The organism is Nocardia nova NBRC 15556, assembly GCF_001613005.1.
GTDB lineage: Bacteria > Actinomycetota > Actinomycetes > Mycobacteriales > Mycobacteriaceae > Nocardia > Nocardia nova.
On sequence record NZ_BDBN01000036.1, the window covers coordinates 21,488 to 45,238 of the forward strand.

The 23,751-nt window shown below is 68.6% G+C and carries 19 protein-coding genes; 13 read left to right on the plus strand and 6 right to left on the minus strand.

The genetic code is table 11. The features are described from left to right. The first annotated feature begins 60 nt into the window (after positions 1-60). Positions 61-1,596, plus strand: coding sequence for an FAD-binding protein (locus NN2_RS15585; RefSeq protein ID WP_063014405.1), 1,536 nt, complete (start codon positions 61-63; stop codon positions 1,594-1,596). Here the strand turns inward: NN2_RS15585 and NN2_RS15590 are convergent. After that, positions 1,593-2,183 (minus strand): helix-turn-helix domain-containing protein, encoded by a 591-nt coding sequence (locus NN2_RS15590; RefSeq protein WP_063014320.1) that lies wholly within the window; start codon positions 2,181-2,183, stop codon positions 1,593-1,595. The genes NN2_RS15585 and NN2_RS15590 overlap by 4 nt on opposite strands. A 78-nt stretch (positions 2,184-2,261) precedes the next feature. Here NN2_RS15590 and NN2_RS15595 point away from each other — a divergent pair, with 78 nt between their 5' ends. Next, entirely contained in the window at positions 2,262-3,284 is a 1,023-nt protein-coding gene (locus tag NN2_RS15595) for an NAD(P)/FAD-dependent oxidoreductase (RefSeq protein ID WP_063014407.1), read from the plus strand. Between the two features lie 26 nt (positions 3,285-3,310). Continuing rightward, positions 3,311-4,006: a class I SAM-dependent methyltransferase gene (locus NN2_RS15600; RefSeq protein WP_082857015.1), complete on the plus strand. Its 696-nt coding sequence runs from the start codon at positions 3,311-3,313 to the stop codon at positions 4,004-4,006. An 11-nt stretch (positions 4,007-4,017) separates the two neighbouring features. Here NN2_RS15600 and NN2_RS15605 read toward each other — a convergent pair whose 3' ends face one another. After that, the gene (locus NN2_RS15605) at positions 4,018-4,548 is read right to left on the minus strand and encodes an NUDIX domain-containing protein (protein ID WP_063014322.1); all 531 of its coding nucleotides are present in this window, start codon (positions 4,546-4,548) and stop codon (positions 4,018-4,020) included. A 96-nt stretch (positions 4,549-4,644) separates the two neighbouring features. Between NN2_RS15605 and NN2_RS15610 the strand changes: the two genes are divergently transcribed. Genes NN2_RS15610 through NN2_RS15620 form a run of 3 tightly spaced genes read left to right on the plus strand, consistent with a single transcriptional unit; the run spans position 4,645 to position 7,281 of the window. Then, a complete protein-coding gene (locus tag NN2_RS15610; RefSeq protein ID WP_063014324.1) occupies positions 4,645-5,316 on the plus strand; it encodes a class I SAM-dependent DNA methyltransferase in 672 nt (223 codons plus the stop codon). A gap of 12 nt (positions 5,317-5,328) precedes the next feature. Continuing rightward, positions 5,329-6,891 (plus strand): phytoene desaturase family protein, encoded by a 1,563-nt coding sequence (locus NN2_RS15615; RefSeq protein WP_063014326.1) that lies wholly within the window; start codon positions 5,329-5,331, stop codon positions 6,889-6,891. 36 nt (positions 6,892-6,927) lie between these two features. Further along, positions 6,928-7,281, plus strand: a complete 354-nt coding sequence (locus NN2_RS15620; RefSeq protein ID WP_063014409.1) for a glyoxalase superfamily protein — start codon at positions 6,928-6,930, stop codon at positions 7,279-7,281. 12 nt (positions 7,282-7,293) lie between these two features. Here NN2_RS15620 and NN2_RS15625 read toward each other — a convergent pair whose 3' ends face one another. Beyond that, a complete protein-coding gene (locus NN2_RS15625) occupies positions 7,294-7,854 on the minus strand; it encodes a dihydrofolate reductase family protein (protein ID WP_063014328.1) in 561 nt (186 codons plus the stop codon). Positions 7,855-7,980: 126 nt separating this feature from the next. After that, positions 7,981-8,580 carry a GDSL-type esterase/lipase family protein gene (locus NN2_RS15630; RefSeq protein WP_245658714.1) on the minus strand — a complete coding sequence of 200 codons (600 nt, stop codon included), beginning with the start codon at positions 8,578-8,580 and terminating at the stop codon, positions 7,981-7,983. A gap of 114 nt (positions 8,581-8,694) precedes the next feature. Between NN2_RS15630 and NN2_RS15635 the strand changes: the two genes are divergently transcribed. The 3 genes from NN2_RS15635 to NN2_RS15645 all read left to right on the plus strand — a co-directional run bounded on the left by NN2_RS15635 (position 8,695) and on the right by NN2_RS15645 (position 12,846). Then, complete coding sequence (locus NN2_RS15635) at positions 8,695-9,468, plus strand: 2OG-Fe(II) oxygenase family protein (RefSeq protein WP_063014332.1); 774 nt, start codon at positions 8,695-8,697, stop codon at positions 9,466-9,468. Further along, positions 9,455-10,225, plus strand: coding sequence for an SDR family NAD(P)-dependent oxidoreductase (locus tag NN2_RS15640; RefSeq protein WP_227463097.1), 771 nt, complete (start codon positions 9,455-9,457; stop codon positions 10,223-10,225). Before NN2_RS15635 ends, NN2_RS15640 begins: the two co-directional genes overlap by 14 nt. Before the next feature lie 248 nt (positions 10,226-10,473). After that, complete coding sequence (locus NN2_RS15645; protein ID WP_063014342.1) at positions 10,474-12,846, plus strand: lysylphosphatidylglycerol synthase transmembrane domain-containing protein; 2,373 nt, start codon at positions 10,474-10,476, stop codon at positions 12,844-12,846. Between the two features lie 155 nt (positions 12,847-13,001). Here NN2_RS15645 and fadD5 read toward each other — a convergent pair whose 3' ends face one another. Further along, entirely contained in the window at positions 13,002-14,567 is a 1,566-nt protein-coding gene (gene fadD5, locus NN2_RS15650) for a fatty-acid--CoA ligase FadD5 (protein WP_063014344.1), read from the minus strand. Positions 14,568-14,984: 417 nt separating this feature from the next. Between fadD5 and NN2_RS15655 the strand changes: the two genes are divergently transcribed. The 4 genes from NN2_RS15655 (at position 14,985) to NN2_RS15670 (ending at position 23,378) form a co-directional block, all read left to right on the plus strand. After that, positions 14,985-15,956 (plus strand): NAD(P)H-dependent flavin oxidoreductase, encoded by a 972-nt coding sequence (locus tag NN2_RS15655; RefSeq protein WP_030514128.1) that lies wholly within the window; start codon positions 14,985-14,987, stop codon positions 15,954-15,956. Positions 15,957-16,189: 233 nt separating this feature from the next. After that, a complete protein-coding gene (locus NN2_RS15660) occupies positions 16,190-16,441 on the plus strand; it encodes an acyl carrier protein (RefSeq protein WP_063014346.1) in 252 nt (83 codons plus the stop codon). After that, positions 16,438-21,651 carry a type I polyketide synthase gene (locus NN2_RS15665; protein ID WP_063014348.1) on the plus strand — a complete coding sequence of 1,738 codons (5,214 nt, stop codon included), beginning with the start codon at positions 16,438-16,440 and terminating at the stop codon, positions 21,649-21,651. The genes NN2_RS15660 and NN2_RS15665 overlap by 4 nt, the downstream gene beginning before the upstream one ends. Further along, positions 21,648-23,378 (plus strand): fatty acyl-AMP ligase, encoded by a 1,731-nt coding sequence (locus NN2_RS15670; RefSeq protein ID WP_063910772.1) that lies wholly within the window; start codon positions 21,648-21,650, stop codon positions 23,376-23,378. Before NN2_RS15665 ends, NN2_RS15670 begins: the two co-directional genes overlap by 4 nt. On the opposite strand, the gene NN2_RS15675 is transcribed toward NN2_RS15670, so the two are convergent. Beyond that, positions 23,355-23,741 (minus strand): RNA-binding S4 domain-containing protein, encoded by a 387-nt coding sequence (locus NN2_RS15675; RefSeq protein ID WP_063014350.1) that lies wholly within the window; start codon positions 23,739-23,741, stop codon positions 23,355-23,357. The two genes, NN2_RS15670 and NN2_RS15675, sit on opposite strands and share 24 nt — an antisense overlap. Positions 23,742-23,751 lie beyond the last annotated feature (10 nt).

A 23,751-nucleotide genomic window follows, 5' to 3' on the forward strand; every position in this document is an offset into this window, starting at 1 on the left:
TCGGTGACGCGTGGGCGCCGAGCGCTTACCGTGAGCACAGACGAGTGCTGGGAGTGTGCGGTGACGGACTGGAACGAAGAAGTCGATGTACTGGTCGCGGGTTCGGGCGGCGGTTTGGCCGGCGCCTATACCGCTGCGCGGGAGGGACTTTCGGTGGCCGTGGTGGAGGCGACCGAGAAATTCGGCGGCACCACCTCGTATTCGGGCGGCGGCGGAGTGTGGTTTCCGTGCAACCCGGTGCTGCGGCGGGCCGGTGTGGACGACACCTTCGAGGACGCGCTCACCTATTTCCGCGCGGTCGTCGGTGATCGCACACCCGCCGACCTGCAGGAGACCTATATCCGCAACGGCGCCCGGGTGATCGAGTACCTGGAGAGCGACGACAGTTTCGAATTCCAGATGTTCCCGTGGCCGGACTATTTCGGGGCGGCGCCGAAGGCTCGTACCGACGGTAAGCGTCATATCGTTCCGGCGCCGCTGCCCGCCGCGACGCTGGGGGAACTCGCCGCAGCCGTGCGCGGCCCGCTGGGGACCGATCGGCTGGGCGAGCCGCAGCCGAAATATCTGATCGGCGGCCGCGCCCTGGTCGGGCGGTTCCTGCTGGCGCTGTCGAAGTACCCCCACGTCTCGCTGCAGCTGAACACCCCGCTCGTCGAGCTGGTCACCGAGAACGGCGCGGTGGTCGGCGCGATCGTGGAACGCGAGGGCACGCGAGTCGCCATCCGGGCCCGCAAGGGAGTTCTGCTGGCGGCGGGCGGTTTCGAAGGCAACGACGACCTGCGCCGGCGCTTCGGCGTCCCCGGACGAGCGCGGGACACCATGGGGCCCTGGGGAAATCAGGGCAGGGCGCACGAGGCCGGAATGGCGGTCGGCGCCGATACCGATCTGATGGATCAGGCGTGGTGGTCGCCGGGAATGATTCATCCCGACGGCCGTGCGGCGTTCGCACTGTGGTTCACCGGGGGCATATTCGTCGACGGGGCCGGACAGCGTTTCGTCAACGAATCCGCACCCTACGACCGGCTGGGCCGCGACATCATCGCCCGCCTGGACGAGGGTTCCATGACACTGCCGTTCTGGATGATCTACGACGACAGCGCCGGCCCGGTACCACCGGTGCAGGCCAGCAACGTGCCGATGGTCGATCACGAGGAGTATGTGCGGGCGGGGCTGCGGCACAGTGCGGCGACCCTGGACGAACTCGCCGAGAAGATCGGCGTTCCGGCGCAGGCGCTGGCCGACACCGTGAACCGATTCAACGACTTCGCCGACCGCGGCGTCGACGAGGATTTCGGGCGCGGTGACGAGGCCTACGATCGCGCCTTCTCGGAAGGAAAGTCACCGCTGGTGCCGATTCGGAAGGGACCTTTCCACGCCGCCGCCTTCGGCATCTCCGACCTGGGCACCAAGGGCGGGTTGCGCACCGATACGACCGCTCGGGTGCTGAACGAATCCGGCACCCCGATTCCCGGGCTGTACGCCGCGGGTAACACCATGGCCGCGGTGAGCGGAACCGTCTATCCCGGCGGCGGTAATCCGATCGGGGCATCGGTGCTGTTCAGCCATCTGGCCGCGCTGGATATGGCCGGACGCTAGTCCCCGCCGGCTCTGGGGCGGGCGCGCACGTGGGCGCGCTCGCCCTGTTTGCCGAACAGGCTCAGGAATTCGACGGACTGTTCGTCGGCCGGGCCGAACCAGTGCGGGACGCGAGTATCGAATTCGGCGGCCTCGCCCGGGGCCAGCACGAGGTCGTGTTCGCCGAGGATCAGGCGGAGACGTCCATTGAGGACGTAGAGCCACTCGTACCCCTCGTGGGTCTGCGGATCCGGTTCGCCGCGGCGGTTCTCGGGGTGGATCACCATCTTGTAGGCCTGAATGCCGCCCGCGCGCCGGGTCAGCGGCAGCATGGTCATCCCGTGCCGGGTGATCGGTCGCAGATGGATGCGCGGGTCGCCGGTGGGCGGGGCGTCGACGAGTTCGTCGAGCGTGACGCCGTGGGCCCGGGCCAGCGGCAGCAGCAGTTCGAGGGTCGGCTTGCGGTCGCCCGATTCCAGGCGGGACAGGGTGCTCACCGAGATGCCGGTCGTCGTGGACAGATCGGCGAGCGTGGTCTGGCGTTGTTGCCGCAGTGCGCGCAGCCGCGGGCCCACGGCGTCGAGCGCTCGGTCCAGGTTCTCGTCCATGACCCCAGTTTGCCATTTCAGCAAAGATGTTTGCCATGTTCGCCACGTATCCGGCACGGTGGACGCCAGGAGGTGGTCATGGTGACCGATGAGCTGAACAGCAACTACGACGTGGTGATCGTCGGCGGTGGGGCAGCGGGGTTGAACGGCGCGTTGATGCTGGCGCGGGCCCGCCGATCGGTGGCGGTGGTCGACGCCGGCGCACCCCGCAACGCCCCGGCCGACGGGGTGCACGGACTGCTCGGCCGGGAAGGGATGCCGCCGGCGGAACTGCTCGCCCGCGGCCGCACCGAGGTGCGCGGCTACGGCGGGCACATCGTGTCCGGTGAGATCACCGGCGCTGTCCGCGAGGACGGCGAATTTCTCCTCGAACTCGCGGACGGGCGGACCGTGCGAGCGCGCCGCCTGCTGGTGACCACCGGCTTGGTCGACGAGATTCCGGATATCGCGGGCCTGCGGGAACGCTGGGGCCGCGATGTCGTGCACTGCCCGTACTGCCACGGATGGGAGGTCCGGGACCGCGGGATCGGGGTGATCGCCAACGGCCCGATGTCCGTCCACGGCGCGCTGCTGTTCCGGCAGTGGACCGACGATGTCGTCCTGTTCACCCACACCATGGACGCACCCGGCGGCGAGGAGGCGGAAAAGCTTGCCGCGCGGGGCATTCCGGTGATCACGGGGGAAGTGGCGGCGCTGGAGGTCGCCGGGGACCACATCACCGGTGTGCGGCTCGCCGACGGAACGGTGGTGGCACGCGAGGTGATCACCGTCGGCCCACGCATGGTCGCGCGGTCCGAGATCCTTCGCAAACTCGGTCTCGAGCCTGTCGACCATCCTTCGGGCGCAGGCGAATACATTGCCACCGATGCGATGGGCCGCACCGACGTTCCGGGCGTGTGGGCGGCGGGCAATGTCACCGACCTGAGCGCACAGGTGGGTGCGGCGGCCGCCGCGGGCGCGTTCGCGGCCGCGCAGATCAATGCCGATCTGGTGGAGGAGGAGACGCGCCGGGCGGTGGAACGGCATCGACGCGGATTCTCCGCCGACGATGAGAGGGAGCTCGCCGACCGCGTGCTCGGCGATCGGCGCCACGGCCTGTGAACTCGCACCCCACCGAAGGAGCCGACATGAGCGGCAGCCATCCGACCGGCGGCGACACGACCGGTGACCACGCACACCACGAGCATCGGCACGGCTCCGCCGGGCGTGAATTCGACCGGCACTATTGGGAACAGCGTTATCACGGCGCCGGTTCGGCGTCGGAGAGCGAACCCAATCCCCACCTCATCGGCGAACTCGCCGGCCTGCCGCCCGGCACGGCCCTGGACGCCGGCTGCGGTGAGGGCGCGGAGGCGATCTGGCTGGCCCGGCAGGGCTGGCGGGTCACCGCCGTCGATATCGCGGCGGCGGCCGTCGCGCGCGGCAGGGAGCGCGCCGATCGGGCCGGCCGCGACATCGCCGGCCGAATCGATTGGCACGCAGCGGATATGACGCAGTGGGACGCGGGCGAGAACCGCTTCGACCTGGTCTGCGCATGCTACGTACACCCGGTCGATTCGAACGACGCCCTGTTCGAGCGCCTGGCCGCCGCCGTGGCGCCGAGCGGAACGCTGTTCATCGTCGGCCACGCCCCCGGGGATCACGAGTCGGCCGCCCACACCTCCGCTTCCCACGTGCACGTCACCGCCGAGCAGATTGCCGCCGGATTGGCGCCGGATCGCTGGGATGTTCAGCTGGTCGAGAGCCGGACGCGATCGGTCGTCCGTTCGAACGGAGAGTCGATCACACTGCGGGACAGCGTTTTCCGAGCCCGGAGGCGTTGACCACCGCCGGATCAGCGGCGCTCGTGGAGCAGGAGCAGACCGTAGGCGGCGATGGTCTGCGAGTCGGTGATCTCGCCGGTGCGGATCATCCGTTCCACGACGCCGCGCTCGAACCACTGGGACCGCATGTCCTGTTCTTCGGGTTCGCGTTCGGGTTCGCCCGCGGTGAGACCGGTGGCCAGGTAGGCGTGGCCGCGTTGGGCCAGCGTGGCCGGTGCGGCGTCGAGGATGCCGAGGTGGGTGAGGTCGGCGGCGCGCAGACCGGTCTCCTCGCGCAGTTCGCGGCGGGCGATTTCGACCGGGTCGTCGGACTCGCCACCCGGCAGCGCGCCCGCCGGGAACTCCCAGCACCGTTGTCCCAGTGGGTATCTGAACTGCTCGACCAGATGCAGACGGTCGCCCTCCAGCGGCACCACCACCGCGAATTCCGCCCGGTGGACCACGCCGTAGATGCCGGTGGAGCCGTCGGCGCGGCGAATACTGTCCTCGCGGACCTCGATCCAGGGATTTCGATACACGATGCGGGAGGTGAGCGTTCTCATCCGTCCGCCTCCCGTTGCTGCGTCGAGGTGGCCATGCCGCGACCCTACGCGCCGAAACCCGGAAGGGTCCGGGCTCGGCGTGGGTAGGCTGCCGGAGTGAGTGCGAATTCCGATACGGTCGCGGCCGCATACGACGGGGTGGCGGAGCTCTATACCAACCTCTTCCGGGATGCGATGGTGAACGCGCCGGTCGATCGGGCGATGCTGGGGCTGTTCGCGGAGCTGGTACAGGCCGAGGACCGCGGGCCGGTGGCAGACCTGGGATGTGGTCCGGGCCGGATCACCGGATATCTGGATGGGTTGGGGCTGAACACCTTCGGGCTCGACGCCTCGGCGGAAATGATCCGGATGGCCCGCGAGGTCCATCCGCATCTGCGATTCGAACAGGGCTCGATGGAGAAGCTGGACGTCGCCGACGGCGGGTTCGGCGCAATTGTGGCCTGGTACAGCATCATTCATATGCAGCCGGAGCAATTGCCGGATCTGTTCGCGGAATTCGCTCGCGCACTGGCCGCCGACGGTTATCTCATGCTGGCGTTCCAGGCGGCCGACGACGGCGCCGACCGGCAACCGTACGACCACAAGGTGGCGCCGGTGGTGCGGTGGTCTCCTGAACGCCTCACGCAGATGCTGCGGCCGCACGGGTTCGTCCCGGTGGCCCGGATGGTGCGACCCCCGGAACCCGACGAGCGGTGCCCGCACGGATATCTGCTGGTACGCAAGTCCGCGACACCCGGCGGATCGGACGCGGGTCGCGCGGATTCGTGATATCCAGGGCTGATGCGCGACTCCTATGACGTCGTCATCGTCGGCGGCGGGCACAACGGGCTGGTGGCCGCGGCGTACCTGGCGCGCGCCGGACTGTCGGTACTGGTCCTCGAACGGCAGGACCATACCGGTGGAGCGGCGGTGTCGGAGCAGGTGTTCGCCGGGATCGATGCGCGACTGTCGCGGTATTCGTATCTGGTGAGTCTGCTTCCGGATCGGATCGTCCGGGATCTGGATCTGCGGTTCCGGACCCGCGAGCGGCGGATCTCGTCGTACACGCCGGTCGGCGACACCGGTTTGCTCGTCGACACGGCCGATGCCGGACGAACCCGCGAGAGCTTTCGCCGGGTCACCGGATCCGATGCGGATTTCGAGGCGTGGCAACGGTTCTACGCGACGACCGCGCGGGCCGCGCAGCGGATCTTTCCGACCATGCTGCGGCCGCTGCCCACCCGTACCGGACTACAGCGGGTGCTCGACGATCCGGACGCCTGGGAGATGCTGTTCGAGCGGCCGCTCGGCGAAACCGTCGAGGCGCGATTCCGGGACGACACCGTGCGCGGCGTGGTCTTCACCGATGCGCTGATCGGCACGTTCACGCACGCGCACGATCCGGAGTTGCGGCAGAATCGCTGCTTCCTCTACCACGTGATCGGCAACGGGACCGGCGAGTGGAACGTGCCGGTCGGCGGGATGGGCGCGCTGACCGATGCCCTCGCCGATGCGGCGCTGCGGGCGGGTGCGCGGGTGCGCACGTCGTGCACGGTGACCGGGATCGACACCGACGGCGACACAGCGCAGGTCCGGTTCGACACGCCGGACGAATCCGGCCTGGCCGATGCCCGCCACGTCCTGGTCAACGCGGCGCCCGCGACCCTTGCCCGGCTGTTGGGCGAGCCGGTCGACGCGCTGCCCGAGGGCAGTCAGTTCAAGGTGAACATGCTGCTGCGCCGGCTCCCCCGGCTGCGCACCGAGATCGATCCGCGCGCGGCGTTCTCGGGCACGTTCCACATCGCGGAGGGATACGACCAGCTCGAACGGGCCTATCGCGAGGCGGCCGGCGGGCGATTCCCGAGCGCCCCGCCATCGGAGATCTACTGCCATACGCTGACGGATCCGTCGATTCTCGGTTCCGAGGCCGCCGAACAGGGCATGCATACACTGACGCTGTTCGGTTTGCACACTCCGGCAATTCTTTTCGAGCACAACTCACGCGACGAACTGCTGGCTTCGACGCTGCGACAACTGGATGCCGTTCTGGCCGAGCCGCTTTCCGGCTGTCTCGCCACGGATGCGAACGGCGATCCGTGTATCGAGGCCAGAACGCCGTTGGAATTGGAGGCCGAACTCGGCCTGCCACGCGGCCATATCTTCCACGGCGACTTGGATTTTCCGTTTCGCACCGACGACGATTCCGCGCCCGCCGCTCGGTGGGGAGTCGGCACGGGCCATCGCAACATCTTCCGGTGCGGTGCCGGCGCGGTCCGCGGCGGTGGCGTGAGCGGAATCGGCGGTCACAACGCGGCCATGGCGGTACTGGAGATTATGGGCCGCACCGCCCCCGCGGCGGACTAGCATTACCGACCGATGCCCGGCGGACAGGAGAACCGCATGCGCACCCATCGCATCTTGCCCAACCTTCGAGTGGCCGATATCGAGGCCGCCCGCGATTTCTACACCGAATTCCTCGGCCTGAGCACCGAGGAATTCGATATGGGCTGGGTTGCCCGCTACACGTCCCCGGATACGGGCGCCGCCATCCAGCTCGTCACGCAGGACGCGGCCGCGCCTGCGGACTCCGTCGCGTCGGTGCTGGTGGACGACGTCGACGCCGCCTATGCGCAGGCGCAACGCCTCGGCTACGAGATCGTCCATCCCCTCACCACCGAGCCCTGGGGAGTTCGCCGGTTCCTGGTCCGCGCCCCGGACGGCAACGTGCTCAATATCGTCCGCCACCGCGAATGAGTACCGGGCCGGTCAGCCGAAGCTGGGTCGCACCACCGAATTGCCGGTGACCCGATAGGTGGTGAGGAGGACGCCGTTGTCGAGCACCTCGGATTCGGCGAGGGCGAGGGTGGCTTCCGGCTCGACGGACTCGAACAGCCGCAGGCCGCTGCCCAGCAGGACGGGGTAGACGACCAAGCGGTACTCGTCGACCAGTTCGTGTTCGCGCAGGTATTTCACCAGCGAGGCGCTGCCGAAGACCAGCAGGTTCTGCTCGGTCCGCAGTTTCGCGATGCCGGCGGCGAGATCGCCCTCGATGCGCTGAGCGTTCCACTCCAGCTCACGCAGCGAATCGGTCGCCACATACTTGGGCATGCTGTTCATCTTGTCCTTGTACGCACCCTCTTCCGGGTGGTCCGGCCAGGACGCGGCGAACATCTGATACGTGGTGCGGCCCAGCAGCAAGGCGTCGACCGCCTCCAGCTCACCGGATTTGTACTTCGCCATGCCGTCGCACCAGAAGGGTGCGGTCCACAGCGGATCCTGGATGAATCCGTCCAGCGAAACGAACTCGGCGACAACGATCTTCCCCATGATTGACCTGCTCCTCTGCAACCTGTCACCGGCCCGGTCGGCCGATGCGTTCGAACCATGAAGACGGGACGAACAACGCTAACTAATCGGTGCGGAGAAAAACGCGGTGCGGAGAAATACGGCGGATCAGCTCACCGTGGGGAGACGGGTGCGAGGTTCGGTCAGCCATTGCAGCCAGTGCGGGCCGATCATGGCCGCCAGTTGCTCGTAGCCCGGCGCGCCGGGGTGGTAGCCGTCGCCCACGCGCAGTTCGCGCATCCAGATGTCGTTGTGGCGCAGCGGTTGGTGAACGCGAAGATACTGAACCTGTTCGCCGGAACACATTTCGGTGAACCGATCGTCCAATTCGACTGTGCGCGTGTTCTGTTCGTCGTCGATACAGGGCGGGGGCGCGACCACCAGGACGGTCCAGTCGAGTTCGGCGCAGCGGCGCAGCATGCGGCGGAGATTGGCCGCGGACTCGTCGGCCGGCACCCGGATCGCCCCGTTTTCCCACAGCGTGTCGTTGACGCCGAAGGAGAAGACGATCCGCGCGTCGACCTCGCCGGATAATCGCTGTCCGCATTCGGCCTCCCAGCGGGCGGCGATATCGGAGGAGGTCTGGCGTCGCACCCCGAGGTTGTAATAGGTCAGCGGTATTCCTGCCGCTGTCGCACGCCCGGCGAGCCGGCCCGCCCACCCGAGACACTGCGGATCTCCCAGTCCCGCAACCAGAGAATCTCCCACGAAACAGACCCGAACGTCGCGCACCACCGGGTGATGGTTGCACAAACCGGGACGAACTCGGCGCGGTACCGGGAAGGCAATAAGATCGGCGGGGTAGTCCGGGAGGGAGCTTGTATGTTGTCCGACGCGCCGTTGCCGCGCTGGTTCATCGATCTGCTGGCACATCGGCGATGGATTCGCCGCACCCGCCCCTTCCCCCACGTCTACGTCCGCGACGTCTTCGTCGCCGAGTTCTACCAGCGGCTCGCGATCGAATTCGAACGAGTGCGCACCGATCGCCGGGACCTGTTCGGTCCGGTTGCCGCGGGCTACGGCGCCTCCGGCGCGAGCCTGACCCGGATGCGCAACGGACCGCTCGAGGTCTTCCTGTCGCGCGCCTGGCACGACCTGATCGAACGGGTCGCCGGCGTCCCGGCCAGCGGCGACGTGGAGGGCTCACTTCATCATCACCCGCCGGGGAGTCCGCGCGGCTGGCCGCACCACGACCTCACCCCGGCCTGGTTCCCGGGGGCGGCGCCCGGGCCGGACACGGTCGGCCTGCCGGGCGACGATATCGATCTGAAGTCCGGCGCCCGGCCCGCGGGGGTGCCGGCGCGTGAAATGGTGCGCGCCGTCGCGGTGCTGTTCTATCTGGGCAACGGCGAATGGCAACCGGGCGACGGCGGCGAGACGGGACTGTTCGCCGATATCGGCGCCGCGGAGCCGACACCCACGGTGGTCGTTCCGCCACTGGACAATTCGATGGTCGTCTTCGAATGCACGCCGCGGTCCTGGCACACCTTCCTCGGCGCCAACACCGCGGCCCGCAACAGTGTGGTGATGTGGTTGCACCGGCCCAAGGAGCAGGCGGCGAGCCGCTGGGGAGGGGACCGCATTGTCCAGTGGTGACAGCCGTCGAGTGTGCCTGCTCACCGGGGCGGGTGGGCGATTGGGCGATGCGTTCTGCCGCGCGTACTACCGGGACTACGACATCGTGGCCGTCTGCCGCAATCGGGTTCCGGCCGCGCCCTCCCAGGAGGAATGGTTCATCGATCCGCTGGAACCCTGGCAGCCGGTTCCGGAGAACGACTCCCGCATCTTCGTCGTGCGCGCCGATCTGCGCCGCGAGGGCGAGGCCGAGCGAGTGGTGGATCTGGCACTGGCGAAATTCGGCGGGGTCGATCTGCTGGTCAACAATGCGGCGCAGCTGGATCTGCAGCCGAACGGCCTGGTCGACGGCGACACCGCCCTCGACGCGCTCGCCCCGCAGTTCGCGATGAACGTCGAGGTGCCGCTGCGACTGGCGACGCGGCTCGCACAGCGTTGCTGGCTGCATCGCGGCGACGAGAATCGGGCGCGCAATCGCAATATCGTCAACGTCTCGAGTTTGTCCGGATCCCGGGTCTACTCCGGCGGGCAGGCCGTCTATTCCGCGACCAAGGCCGCACTCGACCACCTGACCAGGCATATCGCCGCGGAATTCGCCGAATTCGGGGTCCGCGCGAATGCCGTCGCCCCCAATTCCTTTCCCGCGCTGGTGCCGACGGAGCTGGTCGCGGCCGCGATCGCCGAACTCGACACCGGCACCATGACCGGCGGTATCTTCAGCGTCGGCGACACCGACGCACTCGAACCCGTCACGGCCGGCTCGGGACCGCCCGGGTGACGCTGCGCCCTGCCGGTCCGCGAAGACCCGGGCGCTCGCGCGGCGGCCTCGGCCCGAGCGAGCGGAGATCCGGACGCGGAGCAGCCACCCGAGTTCGGTCGGCTCGTGTGGAGTACGCGCACGCCCACCTGCGCGAACCCGGGGAACGGCGTGTTGCCGACGGGCGCTCGGACGGCCTCCTGCATACTCACACCCGAGCCGACCCAGGGACCGACGCAGCTCCCTCGATCCGAAAGTTTCGATACGACATGCGAGTAGACGGGCGGGAGATCCCCGTCTCCGGCAGTCTGCTGCAGCCGCGGATCAGGCGGACCAGCGACATCATTCGCGTGGTGTTGTCCGCCCTGCTGGTGGCGGTGGTGGTCGCCGGATCGCTCATCACCCGGCCGCGCTGGGAAGCCCTGGAGCGATCGGTCTCCGACATCGTCGGCTTCCTCACGCCCGAACAGTCCAACCTGGTCTATCTGCTCTACGGCATCGCGATTCTGGCATTGCCCTTCGCGATTCTCGTTCGCCTGATCTTCCGGATGCAATGGAAACTGCTCAGCGGCTACGTCACCGCGGGCCTGATCGCGGTCCTGGCGCTGTCCATCACCGAATCCGGAATCTCGGCGCCGCAGTGGCATCTGGCGGTGCCACGCCAGCTCGACACGTTCCTGTCGCAATTTCTCGACGATCCGCGCTGGATCGCGATGCTGGCCGCCGGATTGACCGTGGCCAGTCCCTGGCTGCCGGCATCCTGGCGACGGTTGTGGTGGGCGCTGTTGATCGCGTTCGTGCCGCTGCACCTGTTCGTGAGTCTGGTGGTGCCCTCGCGGGCGATGTTCGGGCTCGCGGTGGGCTGGTTCGTCGGTGCGGTGATCGTCCTGCTGGTCGGCACTCCGGCCTTGGAGGTGCCGCTGGAGGCCGCCGTCCGGGTGCTGGCCGGCCGCGGATACACCGTCACCGGATTCACCGTGCTGCGCCCGGCCGGTCCCGGACCGCTGCTGCTGAGCGCCGACACCGGGCCGCATCGCCAGCTGATCGTGGAGATGTACGGACAGAATCAGCGCAGCTGGGGAATGTTGCGGCAGGTCCGGCGCTGGCTGACCTTCCGCAGCAGCGAACGCACCCCCGCCTTCGCCTCGATGCGCCGCGCCGTCGAGCATCGCGCACTGATGGGTATCGCGCTCGGCGATCTGGGACTGGCCAGCAACAAACCGCTGACGGTGGCCGCGCTGAGCCGCGGCTGGACCCTGTACGCGCACACCGCGCCCCGGGGCCGGCAGCTGGCCCCCGGCGACAGTGAGGTGGTGCTGACCAACGTCTGGCGGTCACTGCAGAACATGCATCGCGCCCAGATCACCCACGGCGATCTGCGAGTCGAGGAAATCCGCATCGCCGAGGGGCGGGTGCTGTTCGGCGGCTTCATGGCGGCGGAATTCGGCGCCTTCGACTCCCGCTTCTCCGCCGATATCGCGCAGCTGTTGCTCACCACGAGTTCCCTGTTCGGGGCGGAAACGGTGGTGGCCACCGCCATTCACGTGCTGGGGGAACAGGCGGTGCTCGACGCCTCGCGCCGGCTCACCAAGAACGGAATCGGCACCCAGGTCCGCAAATCGGTGCCCGACAGCGGTGAACTGATGAAAACGGTCCGCGCCCAAGTACTCCAGCAGACCGGTAAGGATCGGATCGAGGCCGCGCGGATCACCCGCTACTCGCGCAACCAGATCGTGCAGCTGGTGCTGCTGATCGCGCTGGTGTACGTGGCCTACCCGTTCATCAGCCAGGTGCCGACCTTCTTCACCGAACTGCGGACCGCGAACTGGTGGTGGGCGCTGCTGGGGTTGACGATCTCGGCCGCCACCTATGTCGGCGCGGCGATGGCGCTGTGGGGATGTGCCGGGACCTCGGTGAATTTCCGCAAGCTGCTGGGCATGCAGGTCGCCAACACCTTCGCCGCGACCACCACGCCCGCCGGGGTCGGCGGGCTGGCGCTGAGTGTGCGATTCCTGCAGAAGAGCGGCCTGGGCACCGTGAAGGCGACCGCGGCGGTGGCACTGAACCAGGCGGTGCAGGTGATCACGCACGTGGTGCTGCTGATCGTCTTCAGCGTGGCCGCCGGTGTCTCGGCGAACCTGGAACATTTCGTGCCGAGTGCGACCGTGCTGTATCTGCTGGCCGGTGGTCTGCTGGGCGCGGTCGGTGCGGCCATGTTCGTGCCGACGGTGCGACGCTGGCTGCGCAACGAGGTGCGACCGCAGCTGGCGGAGGTGGTCGCGGAACTGCGCACGCTCTCGCGTGAACCGAAACGGCTGCTGATGATCGTCGGCGGCTGCGCGACCACCACGCTCGGCGCGGCGGGCGCGCTGTGGGCGGCCATCGAAGCATTCGGCGGCGCAACGACATTCGTGACCGTGACGGTCGTGACGATGATCGGCGGGACGCTGGCCTCGGCCGCACCCACGCCCGGTGGTGTGGGCGCGGTGGAGGCGGCGCTGATCGGTGGTCTGGCCGCCTTCGGCGTGCCCGCGGCGATCGGCGTGCCGGCCGTTCTGCTGTACCGGGTACTGACCTGCTGGCTGCCGGTCTTCTGCGGCTGGCCGCTGATGAACTGGCTCACCAAGCACGACATGATCTGAGCCGCACACCGATTCGCACCGGTCGCGGAGCGTAACAACCGGCCGCAGCCGATAAGGCGACGAGCCGCCGAGTGTCGACTCGGCGGCTCGTTCACGACCGGGTATGCGGCGCAGGTCCTGCCTCGACCGTGCCGGGCATATCTCCTGCCCTACGATCAGCCCGCGTATTCCTTGCGCAGCTGCACCTTCACCACCTTGCCGCTGGCATTGCGCGGCAGCTCCGGCACGATCACCAGATCCTTCGGATGCTTGTACCGGGCCAGGTTCTCGTTGAGGAACGGGGTCAGCTCCTCGAGGGTCAGCGTTTCGCCGTCGAGCAGCGCGACCACGGCCACCGGCACCTCGCCCCACTTCTCGTGGGCCCGGCCGACCACCGCGGCCTCGTGGATCTTCGGATGCGCGAACAGCACATTCTCCACTTCGGCACAGTAGATGTTCTCGCCGCCGGAGATGATCATGTCCTTCTTGCGGTCGACCACCCAGACGAAGCCCTCCTCGTCCTGGCGAACCAGGTCACCGGAGTGGAACCAGCCGCCGGCGAAGGCTTCCGCGGTCGCCTCGGGCTTGTTCCAGTAGCCCTGCATCATGGTCGGCCCGCGGTAGACGATCTCGCCGATCTCGCCCGGCGCGACATCGTTCATCTCGTCGTCGACGACGCGGCTCTGGATGGTCGGGATGGGCTTACCGACCGAGCCCAGTTTGCGCAGCGCGTCCTTGCCCTCGAGTACGCAGGTGATCGGCGACATCTCGGTCTGGCCGAAGACCGCGACGTTCTGCGCGTTCGGGAAGCATTCGGCCATCGCCCGCAGCACGGTCTCCGAGGCGGGCGCCGCTCCCCAGCTCAACGTCTCCAACGCCAGCTTGCGCTCCTTGACCGTCGGATCCTCGCAGATCAGCTGCCACTGCGCGGGGACACAGAAGGCGGTGGTGGCCTGTTCTGCCTCGATGGCGTCGAGGAATTCGGTCGCGTTGAACGCGCCGAGCGGATGCAACACGGTCTTGGAGCCGAGCATGAACGCCGGGGCGAGGGAGCCCAGTCCGGCGATGTGGAACAGCGGCGAGGTGCAGAAGCCGATGCTGTCGGGGGTGGCGTTCATCGCCCGAATGCAGGTCAGCGCCTGGGCATTCAGATTCTCGTAGGACAGGATCGCGCCCTTGGGGCTGCCGGTGGTGCCCGAGGTGTACATGATCAACGCCGGAGTGTCCTCCGGAATGTCCTGCGGCACATGGGGTTCGCCGGTCTCGGCGAGGAAGTCGTCGTAGCCGATGACGCCCTCGCCCGTGGTGCCACCGATGACGACGCAGGTATGCAGCGCCTCGCTCTGCGCCATCACACCGGTGGCCAGCGGCTGCAGCAGCGAGTCGGTGACGATCGCCGCGGCCCCCGAATCGGCCACGATGTAGGCGACCTCGGGCGGGGTGAGCCGGAAGTTCACCGGTACCGCGATCGCGCCCAGCGCGTTGATGCCGAACACGGCCTCCAGGTACTCGGTGTAGTTGAGCGCCAGAATCAGCACCCGGTCGCCGAAGCCGACACCGCGCCGAGCCAGAGCATCGGCGAATTTCAGTGACCGCTCGTGCAGCTGTTTCCAGGTGGTGTCCTGCCCGCGGAACCGGATCGCCACCGCGTCCGGGCGCATCAGCGCATGCGTGGCGAGCTGGTTGTTCCAGTGGTTTCGACGCGACCGGATCGGTTCGTCGGTCTGGACACCGGTGGTCATGCAGGAACTCCTCTCGGACCGTCGGAGTTCGCCACCGAATGGGCCCGGCGGCGTCGACGGCTGAACCAACAGCGAGAATAGCAACTAACTTTTTGCCGTGACAAGGGTTACATACGAGAATCCCGGTTCACAGAACATTCGCACGAACGCGCCAACTCATGGCTATAACCTGGGTCTTTGGCTGAGTTCACAGTGACCTCAGTTCGCGATCCTTCGAGACTTTCGGAGCAAACTGCCGCTCACATCCTGTTGTCTCCGACGCGGTCGCCATGCCAGTATCGAGCCATCCGGGCAGGCCCGGCTCGCACGCGGCCAGGCACCCGAGGGGCGGCAGTCTGTGCACACACCGGCATCGAGGGGTGCCGGAGATGCCGGGCGCGTCGCCCCGAGTCGTACCGCGGCCAGGAGGACAACCAGATGTTGCGCACCAGATTCACCGAGATGTTCGGTATCGAACACCCGATCGTGCAGGGCGGCATGATGCACGTCGGCCGCGCCGAACTCGTGGCGGCGGTCGCCAACGCCGGGGCGCTCGGTTTCATCACCGCGCTCACCCAGCCGACCCCCGACGATCTGCGGCGCGAGATCGAGCGCACCCGGCAGCTCACCGACAAGCCGTTCGGCGTCAACGTCACCATCCTGCCGTCGATCAACCCGCCGCCGTACCAGGAATACGTTCAGGCGATCATCGAATCGGGCGTGAAGATCGTCGAGACCGCGGGCAGCAACCCGGAGCCGTTCCTGCCCTACTACAAGGAAGCCGGAATCAAGGTGCTGCACAAGTGCACCAGCGTCCGGCACGCGCTCAAGGCGCAGAAGATCGGCGTCGACGGCGTGAGCATCGACGGTTTCGAATGCGCCGGCCACCCGGGTGAGGACGACGTCCCCGGCCTGATCCTGATCCCGGCCGCCACCAAGGCGCTCGACATCCCGGTCATCGCGTCGGGTGGTTTCGCCGACGCCCGCGGCCTGGTCGCGGCGCTGGCTCTGGGCGCCGACGGCATCAACATGGGCACCCGCTTCCTGTGCACCGAGGAGTCCCCGGTGCATCGGAAGGTGAAGGAACAGATCGTCGCCCACACCGAGCGTGACACCCAGCTGATCTTCCGCACCATGCACAACACCGCCCGGGTCGCCGACAACGAGATCAGCCGCAAGGTGGTCGAAATCGAGGCCGCCGGAGGCAAATTCGAGGATGTGCGCGATCTGGTGGCCGGAGCCCGCGGCCGCCGCGTCTTCGACGAGGGCGACCTGGACGCCGGCATCTGGTCGGCCGGACAGGTGCAGGGTCTGATCGACGACATTCCCACCTGCGCCGAGCTGATCTCGCGCATCGTGGACGAGGCCGAGACGCTGATCAACGCGCGACTGGGTTCGCTGGTCGTCTGATTCGGCGTGCGGGGCGAGCCGCGACCGGCATGGGACGCGGCTCGTCTCGTCACTCTCGCCCCTGTGGCCTCAGCTGTCTCGACCTCTTCACCGGGCCCCGACTTGTCGGCATAATCGCTGGGGAACCTGCACTATGCGGGACACCCGCACCCGGTCGGCACTGTGAGCCGCTGCGCGAATCGCGCTCACATGCCACCCGACCGTCGTGCGACGGCGCCGGATACGGGGAGGACATGGCGGTGGGGCAGCGGGAACGGATCGGCACCTCGGCGGACGCGGCGGTAGCCGCCGTCGCGCACATGCTGGGCGCCGCACCCGAATCCGTCTCCACCACAGTGCCTTTCACCGATCTGGGCCTGAGCTCCGCGCAGCTCGCCCGCCTCGCGGGCGTGCTGGAAGATGCTCTGGGCGTGGAGATCTCGCTCACCGAGCTCTACGACAACCCGGATATCGAGCGGCTCGTCGACCACCTCGAGCGCCGATGACAGCCGTCACGCCACCGATATCGATCATCGGTATCGGATGCCGAGTACCGGGCGCTTCCGGCGTGAACGAATTGTGGCGCTTGCTGATCGAGAGCCGCAGCGGAGTCGGCGACCCGCCGCCGGGGCGCGACGGCGCGGGCCGCGGCGGCTATCTGGATTCGATCACGGAATTCGACAACGACCGCTTCTCGATCTCCGATCGCGAAGCGGCCCTGATGGATCCGCAACAGCGGCTGGCGCTGGAGGTCGCGGTCGAAGCGATCGACGATGCCGGAGTCGGCTATCGGCTGAGCGGGTCGGACACGGCGGTTCTCTTCGGCGCCTGCGGTTTCGACCACGGAGCGGTCGTCCTCGGCAGCGGCGGGCAGGACGCGCCCTACGCGGTGACCGGGTCCGCGCTGAGCATCATCGCCAATCGGATCTCGTACGCACTGGATCTGCACGGACCGAGTGTGGTCCTCGACAGCGCGTGTTCGTCCTCGCTCGCGGCGGTGGACCTCGCCGTGCGGTTGCTGGCCGACGACGCCGTACCGTACGCCATCGTCGGCGGCGTGAATCTCGCGCTGCTGCCGCACACTTCGCAGTACCTCGAACAGGGTGGCTTCCTCGCCGCTGACGGGCGGTGCAAGCCGTTCGACGCGGCCGCCGACGGATACGTTCGCGGCGATGGGGCGACCGTGCTGGTATTGCAGCGCACGGCCGACGCGCAGCGTGAGGGCAACCGGTGCTACGCCGAGATCGCCGGCGCCGCGGTGGGTTCCGACGGCCGCTCGAACGGTCTCTACGCCCCGAACGGGCGCGCGCAACAACAGGTGATCCGCACAGCGTGGGCACGCGCCGGCCTGGATGCCCGCTCCGCCGGATACTTCGAATGTCACGGCACCGGAACACCGGTCGGCGATGCGGTGGAGATCGAGGCGCTGGCCACCGTACTCGATGCGCCGGGCGGCGCGGTGAAACCGTATGTCGGATCGATCAAATCGAATATCGGCCATCTGGAGGCGGCGGCCGGGGTGACCGGGCTGGCCAAAGTGGCGCTGTGCCTGCACCACGGAACCATCGTGCCCACCATCAACTTTCAGCGCGAGAATCCGCTGCTGCGGTTGTCCGAACGCGGCCTCCGGGTGCCGGGTGAAGTGGTCGGCTGGCCCACGGATTCCGGCATGCCGCGATGCGCGGGCGTCAGTTCGTTCGGATTCGGCGGCACCAATGCGCATGTGGTCCTGCGGGAGGTGGAGCCGGGACCGGTGCGCGAGGCGCGGCCTCCGGTGCTCATCGGCCTCACCGGTCGCGACGAGGACGAACTGCGTGACACCGCGACCGTTCTGGCCGGCGGCGAGATGTCGCTGTCCACCCTGGCCGCAACCGGACGCGCACTGCCCCAACCGGTTCGGGCCGCGATCGTGGCGGACGAGCCCGACGATGCAGGCGACGCACTGCGCGCGGTGGCGAGCGGCTCCCGTTCGCCGGCCCTGCTCGGCGTCGGTGGGCGACGGCGCGGACGAGTGCTTTTCCTGTTCTCCGGACAAGGTGGTCAGCATGCGCACATGGGGCGCGAGCTGGCGGCCCGGTATCCCGAATACGCCCGGGCGGCAGCCGAAACGGCCGACGCCGTGGCGAATGCGGGCGGGCCGCGAGTGTGGACGCCCCGGCACGGCTTCGCCGACAGCGTCGGCGCCACCGAGACGGTGCAACCGGCGCTGTTCGTCTACCAGGTGGCGCTGGCCCGGTTGCTCGCGGCGTGGGGAATCGAGCCGGATGCGGTGGCCGGGCACAGCCTCGGCGAAATCGCGGCCGCGGTGATCGCGGGCGCCCTGTCCCTCGACGATGCCGCGCATCTGGTCACCGTGCGCTCACGGGCGCTGGGGCGGCTGGCCGGGCAGGGCATGATGGCGCTGCTCGAGGCGACGCCGGATCAAGCGCGGCGGCTGGTCGAGCCCTTGCGCGCGGAGGTCGCGGTGGCGGCGGTGAACGGGCCCCGGGCGGTGGTGGTCTCCGGGACCACGCGATACATGGAGACATTGCTGCGGCGAGCGCGGCGGCGGCAGTACTACGTACGACCCGTGCCGGTGGATTTCGCCGCGCACAGCCCGCAGGTTCGCGCGCTCGCCGACGAATTCACCACCGCGCTGCGAGCGCCGGTGCCGCGGGCCCCCCGCGTGCCGGTGTTCTCGACGGCACGATCCGGCCGGGTGATCGATTCCGCCGCGATGGATACCGACTATTGGATCGACAACCTCTGTGGCACCGTCGATCTGGACGCGGCCGTCGAATCCGCCGTGGGCCGGGGCTACACCTCGGTCGTGGAGATATCACCGCATCCGGTGCTGGCGCCGGCCGTGCGCGACTATCCCGAACTGGCCGACGCGGTCTTCTCGGCCGCGCATCGCGACGGCGAGGTCACCGCCCTGCTCCGCACGGTCGGCGCCATGTATCTGCGAGGGCGTGATGTCGATTGGTCGATCCAGGGCGCGACGGCCGGTCCTGCGGTCGAACGACGTTGGCGGCGAAAAACTTTCCCGTTGCTCACCCGGACCGCGACCGATCCCGGCCGCGAACGACTGGACGATCACGTGGTGAACGGTGTGCCGACCGTGCCGGCCGCGTATTGGATTCGGCGCCTGCTTGATTCGGTTCCCGGACCGATCCGGCTGGCCGACTTCGCGGTTCACGAACGCACGGACATCGCGGATCTCGCCGCGGTCGGCTACCGCAGCGGATCGGATCTGCGCGTACTGCTGGGGCCGGTGTCGCTGGCCTCGGCGCGGGCGGAGACCGCCGCCTCGCCCGCCGACATTCTCGGGTGGATGCGTACGGTGGACGACCATCGCATCTCCGCCACGACAGCGGACGAACTCGATATCGACGAGTTCTATACGTCCTTGCGCACCCGTGGACTCGACTACGGTCCGCGGTTCCGGACGCTAACCGCCGTGCGTGCCGGAAACCGCGGCGCCGTCGGAGTTTTCGATTCGATCCCGCTGACCACGGCCGCGCTCGACGGCTGCTTACAGCTGATCGCCGCCGCCGGCCGGGAAATCCTGCCCGCGGCCGGGCTCGCGGTACCGGTAGCCATCGGGTCCGTATGGCTTTCCGATGCGCCCCGTGTACTGCTGACCGAGGCGCACGCGTTCGTGCGCGGGCACGAGCCGGGCGGGCTGCTGTGCGACGTCATCGCGGTGGACCAGGACGATGCCCCGGCAGTGGCACTGCTCGACGTGCGAATCACATTCGCGGACAAGGCTTTCGACTCCCGGCAAGCGGCGAGAGATCCGTCCGGGCACACGGTCGTCTACCGGCCGCCCGGAAACGCCGGCTTCGACGGCGACCGTCCCGACGCTGCCACCGATGACGGTCTGTACGCCCAACCCCGGATGACTCGTGCGGCGGTGCCGGACGATGCGCCGCGCGAACGCGCGAGTGCCGGTGTTGTTTCCGGAGTCGCCACCGGATCGGGAATGAACCTGCTTCTCGACCGCACCGCCGCGCGCGGACGAGCCGAGTACGACGCGACGGTCGCCACGGCACCGGAGTGGGCGAACTCCGTACTGCGCGAGGAACAGTGGATTGCTGTGCCGTTCTCCGCGGACGCCGCGCGGGCGGTGCACCCGACCGTCGAGCGGGCGTCGGTCGTCGGAGAATCGCGCCTCGCGAAGTCGATCGCCCGCGCGCTGGACCGCCACCTCCCCGCCGAGCGGATCGCCCGCGAGCCCGGCGAGTCGACGGCCTTGGCGGCAGCGGCACAAGGACGGGCGCCCACAGCCGTGGTGCTGGTCTGGGCGGAAGCACTCTCGGTGCCTCGGCACGACGCGTTCGGCCCGGGAACCGACACGAGTCCGGTCGTCCCCGCACTAGAGCGAGCCTTGCGCGTCCTGCAGCAGGTGATCGCCGCGGAAACGACGGCGAGCCTCACCGTGGTGCTGCGGGATCCGGCATCCGTCGAACACAATGCTGTCGCCGCGCTGGTCCGGACCCTGCAGCTGGAATCCGGCCGACCGGTGCGCCTGATCTGGTCCGACGAATCGGGCGCCGACATCGTGCGCGAGCTCGTGCTCGACTCGCGGGGGCCGGCGGAAGTGCGCGTGGAAGGTGCGCGGACGCTGATGCGGCGGTTCCGGCGACTCGGCGGAGCGGGCTCCGGGGTCCCGATCTGTGCCGACGGCACCTACGTGGTCACCGGCGGGCTCGGCGCGCTGGGGGCCGCCGCGGTGCGGTGGCTGCTCGAGCAGGGAGCACGCGATGTGGTCGTCCTGACCCGGCGTCCGCGACCGCTGCCGCCGCTGCTCGACGGCGCCGAGGACCGCGTGGTGGTCGTGCGCTGTGATGTCGCCGATCGCGCGGACCTGGCCAACGCCCTCGACGACATCCGAGCGTGCGGATCGACGATCCGAGGTCTGGTGCATTCCGCCGGTGTGCTGCACGACGCCGAATTCGACCGCGTGACATGCGAATCTCTGGCCTTGCACTTCGAACCGAAAACGACCGCGGCCGTCTCGCTGCTCGAACTGACGGCGAGCGACCCGGTCGACTTCACCCTCCTGTTCTCCTCCGCCACCGGTCTGTTCGGGGCACCCGGACAGGCCGCGTACGCCGCCGCCAACGCGGCAGTGGATGCGCTCGCGCACGGCGCCACCGGCCGATCGGTGACCAGCATCGCCTGGGGCAGCTGGGACGCCGGGCTCGCCCGCTCCGCCGGAGGCGCCGCACATCTGCGGACCGCCGGCATCACCCCTTTCGATGCCGCTCGCGGCATGTCCGTGCTGTCCGCGATTCTCGGCCGCCCGCAGGCGGTGGTGCTCGCGCTGGACTACACGCCCACCGACGACCCGGGACCGGTCGCGGCCAGACTGCGCGAGGCGCTGGCTCCCGCGGGTTCGCTCGGGGCCGATTTGCCGGGTGGACGCTCGCCGGGCTCGGCAAACACTGCGGCCGACAGACGTCCGTCCCTAGTTGCCGACGCGGGCGAGGATGTACAGCGAATAGTGCGCGCCACGGTCGCGAACGTACTGTCGCGAGACGTCGAATTCGTCGATCCCGAAGCCGATTTCGCGACACTGAATCTGTCCTCGCTGCTGGCCATAGATCTGCGACGCCGTCTGGAGCACCGGCTGGGGATGCGGATCGCCACCGCCGAGCTGTTCGACAACCCCTCTGTCACGGCGTTGTCGGCCGCGTTGGCGCTTCGAATGCCGCGCCAGGAGCGACGATGATCAACCGCTTGGCGGCGACCGTCGCGGACCGGGCAGCGAAAACACCGGACGATCCGGCCTTCACCGCGCTGTCGTACCCGGGCGGTCGGCCTACGGAGGCCACCGTCACAGTGTCCGAATTACACAGTGCGGCAGGCGCATTGGCCGAGCGGCTTCGCGAGCGGACATCGCCCGGTGATCGTGTCGCGATCCTGTGCGAGCACGGTCTCGACTATGTCGTCGCCTTTCTCGCCTGCCTCTACAGCGCCCGCACCGCGGTTCCGTTGTTTCCGATGGCGATGCGCCGCAATGCCGAACGGCTACGGACGATCCTCGTCGACGCCGAGCCGCGTCTGAGCCTCGTCTCGCCATGCTTGCCGACCGGCACGCCCGAATGTCCGGATGCCGACGCCATGCCGTACGGCGAACTCCTGACGGTGGATGTGCATGCCGGCACCGGCGACGTCCGAGTGGATCCGGCCGGCGCGCATCCCGCCTATCTCCAGTACACCTCCGGCTCCACCACTTCGCCTGCGGGAGTGTGCATCACCCACGCCAATCTCGCGGCGGTACTCGATCAGTTGCGTACGGCTCTGGCACCGGCCGACGACCGTCCGATGGTCACCTGGCTGCCGTTCTTCCACGATATGGGCCTGGTTTTCGCCCTGTCGCTGCCGCTGTATCTGGGCGTTCATGCGATCACGATGCCACCGGCCGACTTCGCCAAACGGCCGATCCGATGGTTGCGCGCCTGCAGCGACTATCGCGCCGCCGCGACCGCCAGCCCGAATTTCGGTCTGGCACTGGCTGTTTCGGCCACAACGGCGGCGGAGCGCGACGGTCTCGATCTGTCCTCGCTGGATCTGCTGCTCAACGGGGCCGAACCGATCCGCGCCACCGCTCTGGACGCCTTCACTCGCACCTTCGCCCCGTACGGATTCCGTCACCGGGCCCACACCGCGGGATACGGCCTGGCCGAGGCAACCCTTCCGGTGACCATCTCGCGCCCGGAGGCGGAACCGGTATGCGTCGACTTCGACCGCGCCGCCCTGAGCTCGGGCCGGGCGACCGTCGCGTCCGCGCGCCACGACGGTATCGCGCTGGTCGACTGCGGCCGTCCCGCCGGGCAAACCGTGCGCATCGTCGATCCCGTAACGCGCCTACCGTGCGACGACAGTGCCGTCGGTGAGATATGGGTGCGGGGTCCGAATGTCGGCGCGGGATATGCGGGGCTGCGCGAGCGGACCGCGGCCACCTTCGGCGCAGTGCTCCCTGGACAGTCCGGAGCGTGGCTGCGCACCGGAGATCTCGGTTTCCTCCACGACGGGGGGCTCTACATCGCGGGCCGCCTGCGCGACACGATCGTCATCGACGGCCGCAACCATTTCCCCGCCGATATCGAAGCCACCGCCGCCGACTCCGTGCCCGAACTGCGTCCCGGGCATATCGTGGCGTTCGGTGTCGATACCGGTGAGCGCGAGGACCTCGTGGTCGTCGCCGAGGTGGTGAGCCCACCGGCCGCCGCGAGCGATATCGGCCGGCGGGTCCGGGCCGCGGTGGCGACCGTGCACGGCATCGCAGCGGCGGACGTGCTGTTGCTACCGCGCGGCGCGATTCCGAAGACCTCGAGCGGAAAGGTGCGCCGGGGCGAATGCCGCACCCGCTATCGGGCAGGGGAGTTCAGCGAGGAATTCGGCACCGACGCGGGCGCCCTCCGCGCGAACTCAGGTCGAATCCCGGCCGAGTAGCCGATCGGTTTCGCGGCGTTCGCGCTTGGTGGGGCGTCCGGCGCCGCGGTCGCGCTTGGGCATCGCGGCGACGATTTCCGGTGCGGGTGGCGGAGGGCTCTTGTCGATATAGCATTGCGTCGCGATCGAAGCGCCGACGCGTTTCACGACCGGGCGGACCACGACGACGATGCGTTCGGCCCCGGCATTGCGGACCCGCACCTCATCACCGGGCTTGATCTGTTGAGCGGGTTTGACCGTCGTGCCGTTGACACGCACATGACCGCCGCGGCACGCGGTGGCTGCGGCGGATCGCGTTTTGAACAGCCGGACAGCCCAGATCCAGGAGTCGACCCGAGCTGTAGCTGGTTGTGCCTGTTCCAGTTTCGCTCCT

Bases quoted from the DNA above. Each gene is read 5' to 3' on its own strand.
- NN2_RS15590 (WP_063014320.1), bottom strand. From the start codon at position 2,183: ATGGACGAGAACCTGGACCGAGCGCTCGACGCCGTGGGCCCGCGGCTG.
- NN2_RS15595 (WP_063014407.1), top strand. From the start codon at position 2,262: ATGGTGACCGATGAGCTGAACAGCAACTACGACGTGGTGATCGTCGGC.
- NN2_RS15600 (WP_082857015.1), top strand. From the start codon at position 3,311: ATGAGCGGCAGCCATCCGACCGGCGGCGACACGACCGGTGACCACGCA.
- NN2_RS15605 (WP_063014322.1), bottom strand. From the start codon at position 4,548: ATGAGAACGCTCACCTCCCGCATCGTGTATCGAAATCCCTGGATCGAG.
- NN2_RS15615 (WP_063014326.1), top strand. From the start codon at position 5,329: ATGCGCGACTCCTATGACGTCGTCATCGTCGGCGGCGGGCACAACGGG.
- NN2_RS15620 (WP_063014409.1), top strand. From the start codon at position 6,928: ATGCGCACCCATCGCATCTTGCCCAACCTTCGAGTGGCCGATATCGAG.
- NN2_RS15625 (WP_063014328.1), bottom strand. From the start codon at position 7,854: ATGGGGAAGATCGTTGTCGCCGAGTTCGTTTCGCTGGACGGATTCATC.
- NN2_RS15635 (WP_063014332.1), top strand. From the start codon at position 8,695: ATGTTGTCCGACGCGCCGTTGCCGCGCTGGTTCATCGATCTGCTGGCA.
- NN2_RS15645 (WP_063014342.1), top strand. From the start codon at position 10,474: ATGCGAGTAGACGGGCGGGAGATCCCCGTCTCCGGCAGTCTGCTGCAG.
- fadD5 (WP_063014344.1), bottom strand. From the start codon at position 14,567: ATGACCACCGGTGTCCAGACCGACGAACCGATCCGGTCGCGTCGAAAC.
- NN2_RS15655 (WP_030514128.1), top strand. From the start codon at position 14,985: ATGTTGCGCACCAGATTCACCGAGATGTTCGGTATCGAACACCCGATC.
- NN2_RS15660 (WP_063014346.1), top strand. From the start codon at position 16,190: ATGGCGGTGGGGCAGCGGGAACGGATCGGCACCTCGGCGGACGCGGCG.
- NN2_RS15665 (WP_063014348.1), top strand. From the start codon at position 16,438: ATGACAGCCGTCACGCCACCGATATCGATCATCGGTATCGGATGCCGA.
- NN2_RS15670 (WP_063910772.1), top strand. From the start codon at position 21,648: ATGATCAACCGCTTGGCGGCGACCGTCGCGGACCGGGCAGCGAAAACA.